This is a genomic window from Nonomuraea sp. NPDC049129 (assembly GCF_040648495.1).
Taxonomy (GTDB): domain Bacteria; phylum Actinomycetota; class Actinomycetes; order Streptosporangiales; family Streptosporangiaceae; genus Nonomuraea.
On the sequence record NZ_JBEZDU010000016.1, the window covers coordinates 175,400 to 189,920 of the forward strand.

A 14,521-nucleotide genomic window follows, 5' to 3' on the forward strand; every position below is an offset into this window, starting at 1 on the left:
GCCCTACCCGTTGATGAAGATGTCGGCCACCGCGGCGGTGCTGTCAGCGCTGCCCACCACGACGACGATGTCGCCCGCCGCCAGGACGAAGTCCGGGCCCGGGCTGACCAGGACCTGGCCGGCGCGTACCGCGGCCACGATGGAGGCGCCCGTACGGGTGCGCACCCGCGCGTCTCCCATCGGCCGGCCCGCGTACGGCGAGTCCTCAGCGATCGGCAGCTTCTCGCTGACCAGTCCCTCGACCTCGCGGTGCAGGTCGTTGAGCCGCTGGATCACCCGCGGCGCACCCAGCAGCTCGGCCAGCGCGTCGGCTTCCTCGTCGTTCAGCTTGACGGTCTCGCACGCGCGATCGGGGTCGGCGGGATCGTAGATCACCAGATCCCGGCGGCCGGTGCGGTGTGAGACGATGCCGATCCGCCGCCCGGACCGCGTGGTGAACTCGTGCCGCAGCCCGATTCCTGGCAACGCCGTCTGTTCGATCTCCACCGCTACCCCATCCGGTCAAGATTTCGATTACTTGGCCAAACCGTATCAATTCCGCGTGTTGACAGCGGGGGGTCGTCTGGGGGAGAGGCAGGCGGGACGGCGTCAACGCCGTGTTATCGTCCCACACCTGAAAGTCGCCGCTAGACCATCGGGGGAGCCATGGAACGCAGGTTCGCCGCGCGTGAGCAGCTGACGGGTGTGGCGCGGGCGGCCCTGGGGGCCGAGCGCCGGCTGGCCGACGTGACGCGCCTTCGAGGGGGCACGAAGAAGGGCGTGTACCGGCTCCTCCTCGACGACGGTTTCACCGCCATCGCCTATATCTGGGACGCGGCCGAGAACTACTGGCCCGGTCTTCAGGTCGACGATCCCGCGGACCCGTTCTCGCCCGCTTCCGGTCTGGAGTTGTTCGAGGCCGCTCATCGGCGGCTGGACGGCGCCGGGGTGCGGGTGCCGCGGGTCTATCTGGCCGACCGGAGCAGGGAGCTCTATCCGGCCGACATCGCGGTGGTCGAGGACGTGCCGGGCGGGACATTGGAGACGCTGCTCCAGCGTGATCCGCGGGCGGCGGCTCCGGTCCTCGCGCGGCTGGCCGAAGCGCTCGAGGAGATGCGGGGTCAGGTGGCGCCGGGCTTCGGCAAGGTGGCCTGGGTCGACCGTGGCGGGGTCTCGGCGGGCCGGTCGTGCGAGCAGCTGGTCTTCGACCGGGCGCTCGTCGACCTCGAGGACGGGGCAGCTCGGGACGGGCGGCTCGCGGCGGCTCATGATCGGCTGGCGGGCGTGATCCGGGAGCTGGCGGCGGGCGTTCGGCCGCGCTCGGCGCACGCGCTGGTCCATGGGGAGCTGGGACCGGACCACGTGCTGGTGGACGACGCGGGGCGGCCGATGCTGATCGACATCGAGGGGCTGATGTACTTCGACGTCGAGTGGGAGCACGCGTTCCTGCGCCTGCGCTTCCACGAGCATTACGAGTCGCTGCGCTGGGAGGGGCTGGATGAGCGGCGGCTGTCGTTCTACACGCTGGCGATGCGGCTGTCGCTGGTGGCCGGGCCGTTGCGGTTGATCGAGGGTGATTTTCCGGGGCGTGAGTTCATGCGGGGGATCGCCGAGCACAATCTGCAGCAGGCGCTGGCGTTCGTCGGCGGGTGAGCTGTCAGGCCGACTTGCCGTGGCGTTCCGGGCGGCGGCGGGGGTGGTCGTGGGGCACCAGGGTGGGATTGACATTGTCGAGTACGGTGTCGCGGTCGATGACGATCCGGGCCACGTCGTCGCGGCTCGGCATTTCGTACATGAGATTGAGCAGTGTCTCTTCGAGGATGGCGCGGACGGCCCTGGCGCCGGTGCGGCGCAGGAGCGCCTGGTCGGCGATGGCGGCGAGGGCTTCGGCGGTGAATTCGAGGTCGATGCCGTCGAGGGCGAAGAGCCGCTGATACTGCCTGATGACCGCGTTGCGGGGTTCGGTGAGGATCCGGATGAGGTCCGCGCGGTCGAGCGGGTCCAGGGTGGAGATCACCGGTAGCCGGCCGACGAGTTCGGGGATGAGACCGAAGCTCAGCAGGTCGGCGGGGGTGACGTGAGGTCGCGGGCCGGTTCTCCGGGTGGGGGCGTATCCGGCGCTGCCGTGGCCGGTGCGTTGGCCGATGAGGTCGTCGAAGCCGGTGAAGGCGCCACCCGCGATGAACAGCACATGGGTGGTGTCGATGTGGATGACTTCCTGGTGGGGGTGTTTGCGGCCGCCTTGGGGCGCGACGCCGACGGTGGTGCCTTCCAGGATCTTGAGCAGTGCCTGCTGGACGCCTTCGCCCGAGACGTCGCGGGTGATGGAGGGGTTGTCGCTCTTACGGGTGATCTTGTCGATCTCGTCGATGTAGACGATGCCTGTCTCGGCCTTTGCGATGTCGTTTCCGGCGGCCTGAAGGAGCTTGAGGAGGATGGTCTCGACGTCTTCGCCGACGTAGCCGGCTTCGGTCAGCGCGGTGGCGTCGGCGATGGCGAAGGGCACGTCGAGCATTCTGGCGAGGGTCTGGGCGAGGTGGGTCTTGCCGCTGCCGGTGGGCCCGATGAGCAGGATGTTGGATTTGCCGAGTTCGAGGTCCTCGGTGTGCCGGACGCGTTTGTAGTGGTTGTAGACGGCGACGGCGAGTGTTCTTTTGGCGGCGTCCTGGCCGATGACGTAGTGGTCGAGGCGGTCGTGCATGTCCCGTGGTGTGGGCAGGTCAGGGGGCGGGGTGCGCTCGTCGGCCTTGATGAGTTCGGTGCAGAGTCCGACGCATTCGTCACAGATGCAGATGCCGGCGGGGCCGGCGATGAGCTTGCGGACCTGCCGCTGGGTCTTGCCGCAGAAGGTGCATGTCGGCTGGTCGCGGACCATTGAGGTGTCTCCTCGATGATCAGAGGGTCACGGTGAGGGCGGCCAGGCGCCAGGTGCCGGGGTCGGGGGCGCGCGGCGCGGGCTCGGCGAGCGCGAGGCCGGGGTGGCGGCGCAGCAGGGTGGTGAGGGCGACTTCGGTCTGTACGCGGGCGAGGGCGGCGCCGACACAGAAGTGCGGGCCGTGGGCGAAGCCGAGATGCCCGGGTTGTCCGGCGGGCCGGGTGAGGTCGAGGCGGTCCGGGTCGGTGTAGGCGCGGGGGTCGCGGTGGGCGGCGGCGATGGAGGCGGTGACGGCGTCTCCCTTGGCTATGGGGGTGCCGCACAGTTCGGCGTCTTCGCGGGCGTAGCGGGGGATCGTCAGCAGGGTGGGGCCGCACCAGCGGATGAGCTCTTCGACGGCGCCGGGCATGAGGCCGGGGTCGGCGCGGAGCGCGGCCAGTTGCTCGGGGTGGGTGAGCAGGGTCTCGACGGCGTTGGCGATGAGGTTGGTGGGGGTTTGGCCGGCCATGACCAGATGCCAGATGAGGGTGACGAGCTCGGTGTCGCTGAGCCGGTCGCCGTCTTCCGCCTGGGCCTCGATGAGATCGGAGATCAGGTCGTCGGCGGGCTCGGCCCTGCGGCGGGCGACGGCCGCCTTGGCGCCGTCGATGATCGCGGGTATGGCGGCGGCGAAGGCGGGGCCCGCGCTGGTGACGACCGTGGCGCCGTACTCGCGCCAGCGGAGGCGGTCGGGCACGGGGATGCCGACGAGCTCGCAGATCACGTCCATGGGCAGCGGCCGGGCGAAATGGGCCATCAGGTCGACGGGGCCGTGACCGGGCAGGTCGTCGAGGAGGGCCTCGACGATCGGCGCGACGCGCGGGGCGAAGTCGGCGGCGCGGCGGGCGGTGAAGGCGGGGGCGGCCAGCCTGCGTAGCCGCAGGTGCTCGGCGCCGTTCATCTCCGACATGGTGCGCATGTACGGCCGGCAGTCCTCGGGGACGTCGGGCCGCATGAAGCTGTCGCTTCTGATCTCGAATCGGGGGTCGCCGAGCATCGTCTTGATGTCGGCGTGGCGGGTCACGACCCACATGGGGCCGAAGCCGGGGGCGCCCACACGGGCGATGGGGGAGATCTCGCGAGCGCGGCCGTAGGCGGTGAAGGGGTCGCGGTGCACGTCGGGGTCGGTGAGGTCGATGTGCGGTACGTCGCTGGTCATGTGTCCTCCACGCCGAATTTCGGATGATCTCATCATACGGATGGTGAAGGTATCTTGATGATGGCTGTTCGGCAAACTCCAGCAGGTCGCGCAAAATCGGTTGCCCGGCCCGGCGGCCGTCTGTTGTACTCCCTCCCGGCAACCAGTCCACCGACCTAAGGAGCACACCGATGAGGCCGGCGTTCGTGTCCCCCGCTACGGCAACAGCCACCTATCTAGAGGACAGAACGCTTGAAACGCACGTTGAACTTGGGGATCTTGGCGCATGTAGACGCCGGTAAGACCAGCCTGACCGAGCGGCTGCTCTACGCCGCCGGTGTCATCGACGAGATCGGCAGCGTCGATGACGGCAGCACCCAGACCGACTCGCTGGCCCTGGAACGACAGCGCGGCATCACGATCAAGTCCGCCGTCGTCTCCTTCGTTATCGGCGACGTCACGGTCAACCTGATCGACACGCCCGGCCACCCCGACTTCATCGCCGAGGTCGAACGCGTGCTGAGCGTGCTCGACGGCGCCGTGCTGGTCATCTCCGCCGTCGAGGGTGTGCAGGCCCAGACCCGCGTGCTGATGCGCACGCTGCGGCGGCTGCGGATTCCCACCCTGCTGTTCGTCAACAAGATCGACCGCCGTGGCGCCCAGGACGACGGGCTGCTGCGGGCCATCGCCGAGAAGCTGACGCCCGCGATCGTGGCGATGGGCTCGGTGCGCGATCCGGGCACTTCAGACGCGGCCTTCCTTCCGTACGGGCCCGGCGACGCCGCCTTCACCGCGCGGCTGACCGAGCTGCTGGCCGACCACGACGACGCCTTCCTGGCCGCCTACGTCCATGACGAGACGGCCGTCTCCTATCGGCGGCTGCGGCGCGAACTCGCGGCGCAGACCGGGCAGGCGCTGGCGCACCCGGTGTTCTTCGGCTCGGCGATCACCGGCGCGGGCGTGGACGCGCTGAGCGCCGGCATCGCGGAACTGCTGCCCGCCGCCCAGGGCGAGCCCGGCGACCCCGTCTCGGGCACGGTCTTCAAGGTCGAACGCGGCCCAGCGGGGGAGAAGATCGCTTATGCCCGGATGTTCGGCGGAACGGTACGCGTACGGGACCGGCTGCGGTTCCACGACGGTCAGGGCGAGCCCCGCGACGATCAGAAGGTCACCGCGCTGAGCGTGTTCGAGCGCGGCGCCGACGTCCAGCGCCCCTCGGTCGCGGCGGGCCAGATCGGCAAGCTGTGGGGCCTGGCCGACATCCAGCTCGGCGACACGATCGGCGAACCGCGCAAGGACGCCGGCCACCACTTCGCCCCGCCCACCCTGGAGACGGTCGTCGTCCCCGCGCGCCCCGCCGCGCTGGGTGCCCTGCGCGTGGCCCTCGCCCAGCTCGCCGAGCAGGATCCGCTCATCGACCTGCGCCAGGACGACATCCGGCAGGAGATCTACGTCTCGCTCTACGGCGAGGTGCAAAAGGAGGTCATCCAGGCGACCCTGGCCGCCGACTTCGGCCTCGAGGTCGGCTTCCGCGAGACGACCACGATCTGCGTCGAACGGCCGATCGGCGCGGGCGCGGCGGTCGAGTTCAACGGCAAGGCGCCCAACCCGTTCCTGGCCACGGTCGGGCTGCGCGTCGAGCCCGCCCCGGTGGGCGCCGGCGTGCGCTACCGGCTGGCGGTCTCGCCCGGGGCGCTGCCCCTGGCCTTCCACAAGGCGGTCGAGGACACCGTACGGGAGAGCCTGAACCAGGGCCTGTACGGATGGCAGGTCACCGACTGCACGGTCACCATGACGCATTCCGGCTATTCGCCCCGCCAAAGTCACTCCCACGCCATCTTCGACAAGAGCATGTCGAGCACCGGCGCGGACTTCCGCCACCTGACGCCACTGGTGCTGATGAACGCGCTACGACAGGCGGGCACCAGGGTGCACGAGCCGATGCACCGCTTCACCCTGGAGGTCCCGGCCGACACGATCGGCGGCGTGCTGCCGGAGCTGGCCCGGCTGCGGGCCGTCCCCCGCACACCGGCCATGCGAGGCGCGTCCTGCCTGGTCGAGGGGGACATCCCGGCGGCCCGCGTACACGAGTTGCAGCAGCAGTTGCCGGGGCTGACCCGCGGCGAAGGCGTGCTGGAGTCGGCCTTCGACCGCTACGAGCCCGTCTCCGGCGCGCCGCCGGCCCGGCCGCGCACGGACCACAACCCGCTGGATCGCAAGGAGTACCTGCTCCACGTCATGCGGCGGGTCTGATCAGCGGTCAGGGATGCTTTCGGCGGATCAGTGGGGGCAAAGGGGTAGATGTCGCTATTGTTGGGCCCGCGCGCCTCAGAGTCACCTCCGGCGCCTCTGGTAACCACGGTCACCGAGGCAGAGCCCGAGAGACAGGCGAACGGGACAGCCACGGGGAAGGCGCGCTGCACGGCGTCCCGTCCGCCGAACGGGGATAGGGACCGGGTCGCTTGTCCCATGCGGCGATCCATGAAGGACGGGATTGGTCATGGCCACGCGGCGCGAGCGTCTTCGCTATTGGTTCGACAACACGATGTCGAAGGGCACTCCGGCCCTGATCGGCTGGCTCGCGCTGGTGACCGTGGTCATGGTCGTGGGTTTCGGCGTGCTCGTCATGCTGCTCGCCCAGGACGACGTGCCGCACAAGTCCTGGGGCGAGGCGCTGTGGGGCATGCTCATGCGGGCGATGGACGCCGGCACCGTGGCGGGCGACAACGAGGGCAGCCCGCTCTTCACCGTCCTGGGGTTCACGATCACGATCGGCGGCCTGCTCATCGTCAGCAGCCTCGTCGGTGTGCTCACCACCGGTCTGGACAACAAGCTGACGGAGCTGCGCAAGGGCCGCTCCAGGATCGTGGAGTCCGGGCACACGACGCTGATCGGCTGGTCGGACCAGATCTTCACGATCATCCCCGAGCTGGTGGAGGCCAACGAGAGCGAGTCGAAGTCCTGCGTGGCGATCCTGGGGGACCGCGACAAGCTGGAGATGGAGGAGGAGTTGCGCTCGCGGCTGGGCAGCACCGGCAAGACCCGGGTCGTCGTCCGCTCCGGCAGCCCGACCGAGCCGACCGACCTCGACCTGATGAGCCTCGACACGGCGCGGGCGGCCATCGTGCTGTCCCCGGCCGGTGACGATCCCGACGCGCACGTCGTCAAGACGCTGCTGGCGCTGACGAACCGCAACTGGCGACGGCGCCGTCCGCCGATCATCGCCTCCGTCACGGACACGACCAACCTGGTGGCCGCCGAGCTGGCCGGGGGCGGCCACGCGCAGGTGGTCGACACCGACGACATCGCCTCCCGGCTCATCGTGCAGTCCTGCCGCCAGTCGGGCCTGTCGGTGGTCTGCACGGACCTGCTGGACTTCGGCGGCGACGAGATCTACCTGCGGCCCGAGCCGAAACTGACCGGCTTCCCCTATGGCGAGGCGCTGTTCGCCTACGAGACCGCCTCGCTCATCGGCATCCGGCACGGCGACGGGTCCGTGGTGCTCAACCCGCCGATGAACACCGAGATCACGCCGGACGACCAGATGATCGTGGTCGCCGAGGACAACTCCGCCATCCGGCTCGTCCGCAGCTTCCCGCCGATCGTCGAGGGCGCGATCACCCGCCCGGTCCGCCAGCAGACGCCCCCGGAGCGGACGCTGATGCTGGGCTGGAACAACCGCGCCCCGAAGATCGTGCAGGAGCTGGACCACTACGTCTCGCCCGGATCGACCCTGCACGTGGCGGCCACCGCCGTCGAGGAGAGCGACAGCCTGGACCGGGCGAAGGTGGCCCTGCGCAACCTGGCGGTGAACGTCAAGGAGTGCGACACCACCGACCGGGTCACCCTGGAAGCGCTGGACGTGGGCACCTTCGACCACATCATCGTGCTGGCCGACAGCAACCTGGAGCCGCAGCACGCCGACTCGCGCACGCTGGTGACGCTGCTGCACCTGCGCGACATGGCCTCGAAGTCCGGGCAGCGGTACGCGATCGTCAGCGAGATGAACGACGACCGCAACCGCCGGCTGGCCCAGGTCACCAAGGCCGACGACTTCGTCGTCAGCGACAAGCTGATCAGCCTGCTGATGACCCAGCTGTCGGAGAACCCGCACCTGGGGCAGGTGTTCCGCTTCCTGTTCGACTCCGCCGGGTCGGAGATCTACCTCAAGCCGGCGACGGACTACGTCCAGCCCGGCGTGCCGGTCAGCTTCGCCACCGTGATCTACTCCGCGCGGACGCGCGGTGAGACCGCGATCGGCTACCGCGTGCTGGCCGAGGCCGCCTCGCCACCCGCCTACGGTGTCGTACTAAATCCGGGTAAGTCGGCTGCTGTCACGTTCGGCCCCCGCGACCTGGTGATCGTCCTCGCTGAGGACTGAAGTCATCGGATGAGTTGACCGCCCCGGAGGGCAGTTTTCTTGACTCTGGGCTCTGTCTCGTGTATTCGTCGGATGTCTGAGAGATCAGTCTTGTTGGCGTTACCCCCCGTCAGCCCAACGAGAGAGCGATCGCCATGCAGCGCCGCCGCACCCCCTCCAGAGTCCTGTCCGCCTGCGCCGCCCTTCTTCTCGCCCTGACCGCCTACATCGTCGGCGCTCCCGCCGCCGGCGCGGAGGTCGAGCACCCGCGGCAGCAGTGGCTGCGCGACTCGACCGCGGGACTCTTCCTGCACTGGGGCATGTTCACCGCGCCCCGCCACCTCGACTGCGCCGCCTGGGAGCGGGACGTCACCGGCGGTGGCTGGAGCCCTGACTACTGGGTCGACGAGGCCCGCAAGCTGGGCGCCTCCTACATCGTGCTGGCCACCTTCCACAGCAGGCTCGGCTACGCCCGGCCGTGGCCGTCGAAGATCCCCGGCAGCTGCGCCACCCAGCGCGACCTGCTCGGCGAGCTGGTGAAGGCGGGCCAGGCCAAGGGCGTACGGGTCATCCTCTACATGACCGACGACCCGCAGTGGCACAACGAGCAGGGCGTCGAGACGCTCGACTCGGCCGCCTACTCCGCCTACAAGGGCCGCTCGGTCGACCTGACAACCAGGAACGGATTCGGCCAGTTCAGCTACGACCTGTTCTTCGAGGTCATGGAGAACTATCCGGACCTGGCCGGGTTCTGGATCGACAACGACAACGAGTACTGGGAGCAGAACCAGCTTTATGAGCAGATCAGGCAGAAGCGCCCGTCCTGGTTGCTGAGCAACAACAACGAGGACACCCCGATCATGGACACGGTCAGCAACGAGCAGAAGACCGGCATGACACCGGCCTACGACTACCCGCAGGCCGCCTTCACCCCGATGCCGCGCCTGACCGAGGCCGACTACAAGCTCCCGACCACCGGCGACTGGTGGTACGACGGCGGCAGCCACCCCGTCGACTTCCGCCTCAGCACCGGCCGCTACGTCACCAACGCCGGCTCCTCCATGAAGTCGCTGATGGCCGAGACCCCGATGGTCAACGGCAGGTTCCCGCCGCAGCAGGAGGAGTTCAACAACTTCATGGCCGGGTGGGTGCCGCCGATCCGGTCCTCGCTGCAGGGTACCGAGGGCGGCGGCTACATGTACGGCGGCATGCAGCCGGGCTTCTGGAACGACGGCGCGCACGGCGTCGTCACCGTCGAGCGCGGCGCGAAGGTCCAGTACGTGCACGTGGTCACCAGGCCCAGGACCGATCAGGTGCGGCTGCGCGACAACGGCTACCGCGTGTCCGCGGTGAGCGATCTGCGTACGGGCGAGCGGATGCGGTTCGCCCAGTCCGGCGGCTACCTGACGATCCTCGGCATCACCAAGTGGGACGACTACGACACCGTGTTCAAGGTCGAGACCCGCGGCCAGGAGCACTTCTATCCCCAGAGCGCGCTCAAGGCGACCGCCACGTCCACCCGCGCGGGTCACCCGGCCGGCGCCCTGGTCGACGGCAGCTTCCAGAACTACTGGGACGCCGACGCCAAGCTGCCCGTCTCGCTCACCCTCGACCTCGGCAAGCGGCGCGAGGCCGCCTACCTGGCGGTCAACCAGCGCGAGTGGTCGCCGACGTACGCCCGCGAGACGTTCGGCCGGCCCGAGGACTCGGCCCGGATCAAGGACTACCGGGTCTACGCCGGCGACGACGGCAAGCACTGGGGCAAGCCCGTACGTTCCGCCGCGATGCGCAGCGCGCGCGGCGTGCAGTTCATCGACCTCGGCGGCATCCGCGCCCGCTACCTCAAGCTGGAGGTCCTCAACACCTGGGGCGGCCCGCAGGCGCCGCGCTTCTACCAGGAGCTTCAGATCGACGAGATCAAGGTGGCGTCGGCCTACCCGGTGGGCCTCGGGGCGGCGATGCCGCTGGAGGCGGAGCGGCAGGCCAGGAGCGGCTCGGCCCGGCCGGACCTGTGCCAGGCGTGCTCCGGCCTGGCCAGGGTGGTGGGGCTCGGCGGCGGCCCGCGCAACGCGGTCACCTACCGCGACGTCACGGTGCCGGCGGCCGGGACGTACCGGCTCGAACTCGATCACACCGCCGCCGCGGCCACCTCATTGTCGGTGAGCGTCAACGGCGCGGCGGCGGTGGAGGTGCCGGTGAGCGGCGACAACGCCGACGTTCCCGCCGCCACGGCGCTGGCGGTGCCGCTGAACGCGGGCGCCAACACGATCACGCTGTCCAGTACGGCCCGGCAGGGCCCAGGGCTCGACCGGATCGCCGTCGCGCCGATGCCGCCGGCCTCGGAGGTCCCCAAGACGACGATGACCGTGGACCCGTCCGGCCTGCAGTGGGTCGGTCCCGGGCAGCAGTCGATGAAGGTGTCGACGAAGCTGCGGCTCGACGTCGACGACGCGCTCGACCAGGTCAACCTGGCCCCGGTGGTGCCGGCCGGCTGGACGCTGACGGGCGCCGCCGCGACGGCCGCCACCTTGCGGCTCGGTCAGACGCTGGAGGGCACCTGGACCCTCACCTCGCCGCCCGGCCAGGACGTCACCACGGCCGACATCCCCATCACCGCGTCCTTCCAGGTGCTGGGGCGCGCCAACCAGGTCACCAAGCAGCTGCGAGTGCGGCTGCGTCCGGCCGACCGGGTGTTCGTGCGGGAGGCCGAGGACTCGCGCAACCGGCTCGGCAGCGCGGGCATCACCAACTGCTCGCCCTGCTCGGGTGGGCAGAAGGTGCGCAACCTGGGCGGGGCGGCGGACGCGTACGTGCTGTTCGAGGACGTCACCGTCGACACGGCCCGCCAGTACACGCTGTTCATCGACTTCACGGTCAACGGCGACCGCTCCTACTTCGTCACCGTCAACGACGCCGCGCCGATCGAGGTGAAGGTGAGCGGCGTCGGCAACAACACCCCGTACACGACGTCCGTGCCCGTCACCCTGCGGGCGGGCGCCAACACCATCAAGATTCACAACGACACGGAGGCCGCGCCCGACCTGGACCGGCTGTCACTCGGCTGAGGCCGGTGCCCGCCCCGTACCGCCGGGCTCCCCGGTGGAACGGGGCGGCTGCCAGGGCCAGCGGCCGTCCAGCTCGACCTGGAGCGAGACGCTCAGGAACGTGCGGACCGCGACGATGATGGCCAGCACCCCGAGGCTCTGGAAGGTGGGGGAGACCGCGACGGTCTTGATGATGTCGGCCCCGACCAGGAACTCCAGTCCCAGCAGGATCGAGCGGCCCACGCCCCGCCGGTAGGCCTGGTAGAGACCGGCCACCTGGCGGGACCGGGTCAGGCTCACGCCGTACGTGATGGTGGCGATGACCAGGCCGGCCGAGATCACGGCCACGCCCACGATGTCCAGCACCGTGCCGATGAGCTCGATGACGTCCTTCACCTGCACGCTGTCCCTCTCCCCGGCCCGCCGATACGTCCGGATCATGGTCGCATACGCCACTTGGACGCGCTTGCGTCATCCGGCATGTACCCACCAGCGCGCAGGCCCGTCAGGTGAGCAGCAAGGCGAGCGCGAGCGTCAGCAGCAGGGAGTCCAGCCGGTCCAGCAGCCCGCCCGCGCCCGCCAGCCACGACGCCGAGTCCTTGACGCCGGCCCCGCGCTTGACCATCGACTCCAGCAGATCGCCCAGCGGGGCACCCGCCGCCACGGCGATCGCCAGCGGGACGGTGAACGCCCCCAGCAGCGCCAGCGCGCCCAGCCCGACGGCCGCCCCGGCCAGCGCGCCGCTCCAGCGCTTGGCCGGGGACAGCGGCGACAGGGACGGCCCGCCCAGCGACCGCCCGGCGAACGAGGCCGCGATGTCGCCCACCGACACCGCGACGAACACCGCCAGCACGACCGGCCCGAGCAGCACCACTCCCACCAGCGGAAGCAACCAGACCACCCCGAACACCCCGAGCGACGCCCTCCTGAGCCCGCCCGCCGCGTCGCCCCCGAGCAGCGGCACGAGCACGACGACCAGGACGGCGGCGACCAGCACCCGAGGCAGGTACGGCGGCGCCAGCCACGCCACCGGTGGCAGCGCGCCCGCGACCGCCACGAGCACCACCCGGTCGGGAACGGCCAGCCCCACCAGCCCGCCGTACTCCACGGCGCACACCACCCCGGCCACGGCGGCGAGCACCGCGGCCCCACCCGGCCCGGCGTACAGGGCGGCGACCACGACGGGCACGGCCACCGCCCAAGCGCACCACCGCAGTATGTACTCCCGCCGGCGCGACAGCGCGACGGCGACCCCACCGACGACGAGCGCGACGGCGATGTACGGGATGGCCGTGGCAGGTGTGATCACGGGGTGGTCCGCAGGCGGTCCAGTGCGGTGGCGACGGTGGTGGCGACGCGGTCGTTGGCGTCGGGGTCGCGTACCGTGATCCGTACCGTCCGGCCCTCGAAGGCGGGGGACAGGGGCGACAGGTCGCGCAGGAACACCCCGTCCCGCCGGCACGCCGCCACCAGACCGGCCGCTGTAGGCCCGGACCGGGGCAGCGTCAGCAGGACGAAGTTGGCGGCCGACTCGTGGACCCGCAGGTCGTCGCCGAGACCGGCGAGCCGTTCGGCGAGGCCGGAGCGCAGGATACGGGTCCGGGCCCAGCGTCCGGCGTAGTAGTCAGGGTCGCGCAGGGCGTGCACGGCGGCGATCTGGGCGGGCAGGCTGAGCCCCCAGGGCGGGGCCCAGCGGCGCGACTCGGCCGCCAGCTCCGCCGGTCCGGCGAGGTAGGCCGCTCGCAGTCCGGATAAGGCGTACATCTTGGACAGCGATTTGCACACCACGGTATTGCTCGAGGCAGCGGCGTACCGCTCCAGCGACGGTGACGGCGACGACGGCGGCGACGGTGAATGCCCGGAGTCGGCGTACTCGACGTACGCCTCGTCGATCCAGAACCGCGTCCCGCCCGGCGCGTCCGCGATCACCCGGCGCAGCTCACCGGCATCGGTGTGGACGCCGGTCGGATTGTTGGGGTTGACGATGACCACCAGGTCATAGTGCTCGCGCAGCGTGTCCCGCAGGCGGTCGAGGTCCGGCCGCCAGCGGTCGGCCCGGCGCAGCGGGAACCGGTCGGCGCGGCAGCCGATCACCTGCTCGACGACATGGGCGTACTCCCCGTAGACGGGGTCGGGCAGCAGGACTCGCGAGGAGGTGTCCAGCCAGCCGCGGAACGCGCGGAAGATCAGGTCCGACGAGCCCGCCCCGGTCGCGACGGCGTCCGGGGGCAGGTCGCGGCGTTCGGCGATCTCCTCGACGAGCCCTTCGGGGTAGGCGGGGGGAGAGGTGCGGGCGAGCCAGCCCTGGTCGCCGCCCAGCAGCTCGACCACGGCGGGAGCGGGCGGATACCAGGCGTCGAGCACGTCGGCGGGCACGACGTCGTCGCGCGCCGGCAGGCTGTCGAACCGGCGGCCCAGCACCCCGATCGAGGCGCCGCCGTGCTGGCAGGCGGGCGGTCCGGGCAGGAACGGCATCTCCATGCTCCAGCGCACCCGCGGCTCCAGGGCGCGCAGCAGCGGGCCGTGGTGCCGCCGCGCCCGTTCGGCCAGCTCGCTCACCTGCCCGGACAGCACCTCGAAGGTGACGGCCCCCGCGCGTACCCGGGTACCGGTGCCGGTCAGCCCGGCGGCCAGGTACATCCCGAGGATCTCGGTCCGGCCCAGCGCCGCGACGACGCGGCCGCCGTGCGCGGCCACCCAGCGCAGCGCCGCGTACATGAGCAGCGGCGCCGCCGCCGAGCCCCGCCAGCGCGGGTCCACGGTCAGGATGCGGATCTCGAACAGGTCCTCCCTGCCCAGGACCGGATGCCCGGCGCGGCTGAGGTACTTGTCGATCGAATAGCGGCCCGCCCAGGCCGGCGTGATGCTGACGAACCCCACCGGCCGGTCGCCGTGGGCGGCGACGATGTAGACGTTGCCGTCGTCGAGGGCGTCGCTCAGCCGTTCGGCCTGGTTGGGCGGGTGCTGGCCGAGCTCGTGCGCGTAGACCTCGTGCCGCAGCCGGTAGATCCACTCTCTGTCGGACACGGACCCGGGGCGGATCTCCAGCATGACCATGTCTAGTCCGACGTACGCCGACACCAGCC

The 14,521-nt window shown here is 70.6% G+C and carries 10 protein-coding genes; 4 read left to right on the forward strand and 6 right to left on the reverse strand.

The features are described from left to right. Positions 1 to 3: 3 nt before the first annotated feature. Positions 4 to 486 (reverse strand): cation:proton antiporter regulatory subunit, encoded by a 483-nt coding sequence (locus tag AB0B64_RS39520; protein WP_357954113.1) that lies wholly within the window; start codon positions 484 to 486, stop codon positions 4 to 6. 159 nt (positions 487 to 645) lie between these two features. On the opposite strand from AB0B64_RS39520, the gene AB0B64_RS39525 reads away from it, so the two are divergent. Further along, the gene (locus AB0B64_RS39525; RefSeq protein WP_357954111.1) at positions 646 to 1,632 is read left to right on the forward strand and encodes an aminoglycoside phosphotransferase family protein; all 987 of its coding nucleotides are present in this window, start codon (positions 646 to 648) and stop codon (positions 1,630 to 1,632) included. 4 nt (positions 1,633 to 1,636) lie between these two features. Here the strand turns inward: AB0B64_RS39525 and clpX are convergent, their stop codons facing one another. Further along, positions 1,637 to 2,854 carry an ATP-dependent Clp protease ATP-binding subunit ClpX gene (gene clpX / locus AB0B64_RS39530; RefSeq protein WP_357954110.1) on the reverse strand — a complete coding sequence of 406 codons (1,218 nt, stop codon included), beginning with the start codon at positions 2,852 to 2,854 and terminating at the stop codon, positions 1,637 to 1,639. A 19-nt stretch (positions 2,855 to 2,873) separates the two neighbouring features. After that, complete coding sequence (locus AB0B64_RS39535) at positions 2,874 to 4,052, reverse strand: cytochrome P450 (RefSeq protein ID WP_358184297.1); 1,179 nt, start codon at positions 4,050 to 4,052, stop codon at positions 2,874 to 2,876. A 243-nt stretch (positions 4,053 to 4,295) separates the two neighbouring features. Between AB0B64_RS39535 and AB0B64_RS39540 the strand changes: the two genes are divergently transcribed. The 3 genes from AB0B64_RS39540 (at position 4,296) to AB0B64_RS39550 (ending at position 11,456) form a co-directional block, all read left to right on the forward strand. Continuing rightward, positions 4,296 to 6,284: a translation factor GTPase family protein gene (locus AB0B64_RS39540; RefSeq protein ID WP_358184438.1), complete on the forward strand. Its 1,989-nt coding sequence runs from the start codon at positions 4,296 to 4,298 to the stop codon at positions 6,282 to 6,284. Positions 6,285 to 6,531: 247 nt separating this feature from the next. Beyond that, complete coding sequence (locus AB0B64_RS39545) at positions 6,532 to 8,412, forward strand: potassium transporter TrkA (RefSeq protein ID WP_358184300.1); 1,881 nt, start codon at positions 6,532 to 6,534, stop codon at positions 8,410 to 8,412. A gap of 134 nt (positions 8,413 to 8,546) precedes the next feature. Beyond that, positions 8,547 to 11,456 (forward strand): CBM35 domain-containing protein, encoded by a 2,910-nt coding sequence (locus tag AB0B64_RS39550; RefSeq protein ID WP_358184303.1) that lies wholly within the window; start codon positions 8,547 to 8,549, stop codon positions 11,454 to 11,456. Here the strand turns inward: AB0B64_RS39550 and AB0B64_RS39555 are convergent. The 3 genes from AB0B64_RS39555 to AB0B64_RS39565 all read right to left on the reverse strand — a co-directional run bounded on the left by AB0B64_RS39555 (position 11,445) and on the right by AB0B64_RS39565 (position 14,516). Then, a complete protein-coding gene (locus tag AB0B64_RS39555) occupies positions 11,445 to 11,876 on the reverse strand; it encodes a DUF1622 domain-containing protein (protein ID WP_357954100.1) in 432 nt (143 codons plus the stop codon). The two genes, AB0B64_RS39550 and AB0B64_RS39555, sit on opposite strands and share 12 nt — an antisense overlap. Before the next feature lie 64 nt (positions 11,877 to 11,940). Further along, on the reverse strand, positions 11,941 to 12,744 hold the full coding sequence (locus AB0B64_RS39560) for a phosphatidate cytidylyltransferase (protein ID WP_358184306.1): 804 nt from the start codon (positions 12,742 to 12,744) through the stop codon (positions 11,941 to 11,943). Then, positions 12,741 to 14,516 carry a histidinol-phosphate aminotransferase family protein gene (locus tag AB0B64_RS39565; protein WP_358184309.1) on the reverse strand — a complete coding sequence of 592 codons (1,776 nt, stop codon included), beginning with the start codon at positions 14,514 to 14,516 and terminating at the stop codon, positions 12,741 to 12,743. The genes AB0B64_RS39560 and AB0B64_RS39565 overlap by 4 nt, the downstream gene beginning before the upstream one ends. Positions 14,517 to 14,521: the final 5 nt, after the last annotated feature.

Bases quoted from the DNA above. Each gene is read 5' to 3' on its own strand.
- AB0B64_RS39550 (WP_358184303.1), top strand. From the start codon at position 8,547: ATGCAGCGCCGCCGCACCCCCTCCAGAGTCCTGTCCGCCTGCGCCGCC.
- AB0B64_RS39555 (WP_357954100.1), bottom strand. From the start codon at position 11,876: ATGATCCGGACGTATCGGCGGGCCGGGGAGAGGGACAGCGTGCAGGTG.
- AB0B64_RS39545 (WP_358184300.1), top strand. From the start codon at position 6,532: ATGGCCACGCGGCGCGAGCGTCTTCGCTATTGGTTCGACAACACGATG.
- AB0B64_RS39535 (WP_358184297.1), bottom strand. From the start codon at position 4,052: ATGACCAGCGACGTACCGCACATCGACCTCACCGACCCCGACGTGCAC.
- AB0B64_RS39525 (WP_357954111.1), top strand. From the start codon at position 646: ATGGAACGCAGGTTCGCCGCGCGTGAGCAGCTGACGGGTGTGGCGCGG.
- clpX (WP_357954110.1), bottom strand. From the start codon at position 2,854: ATGGTCCGCGACCAGCCGACATGCACCTTCTGCGGCAAGACCCAGCGG.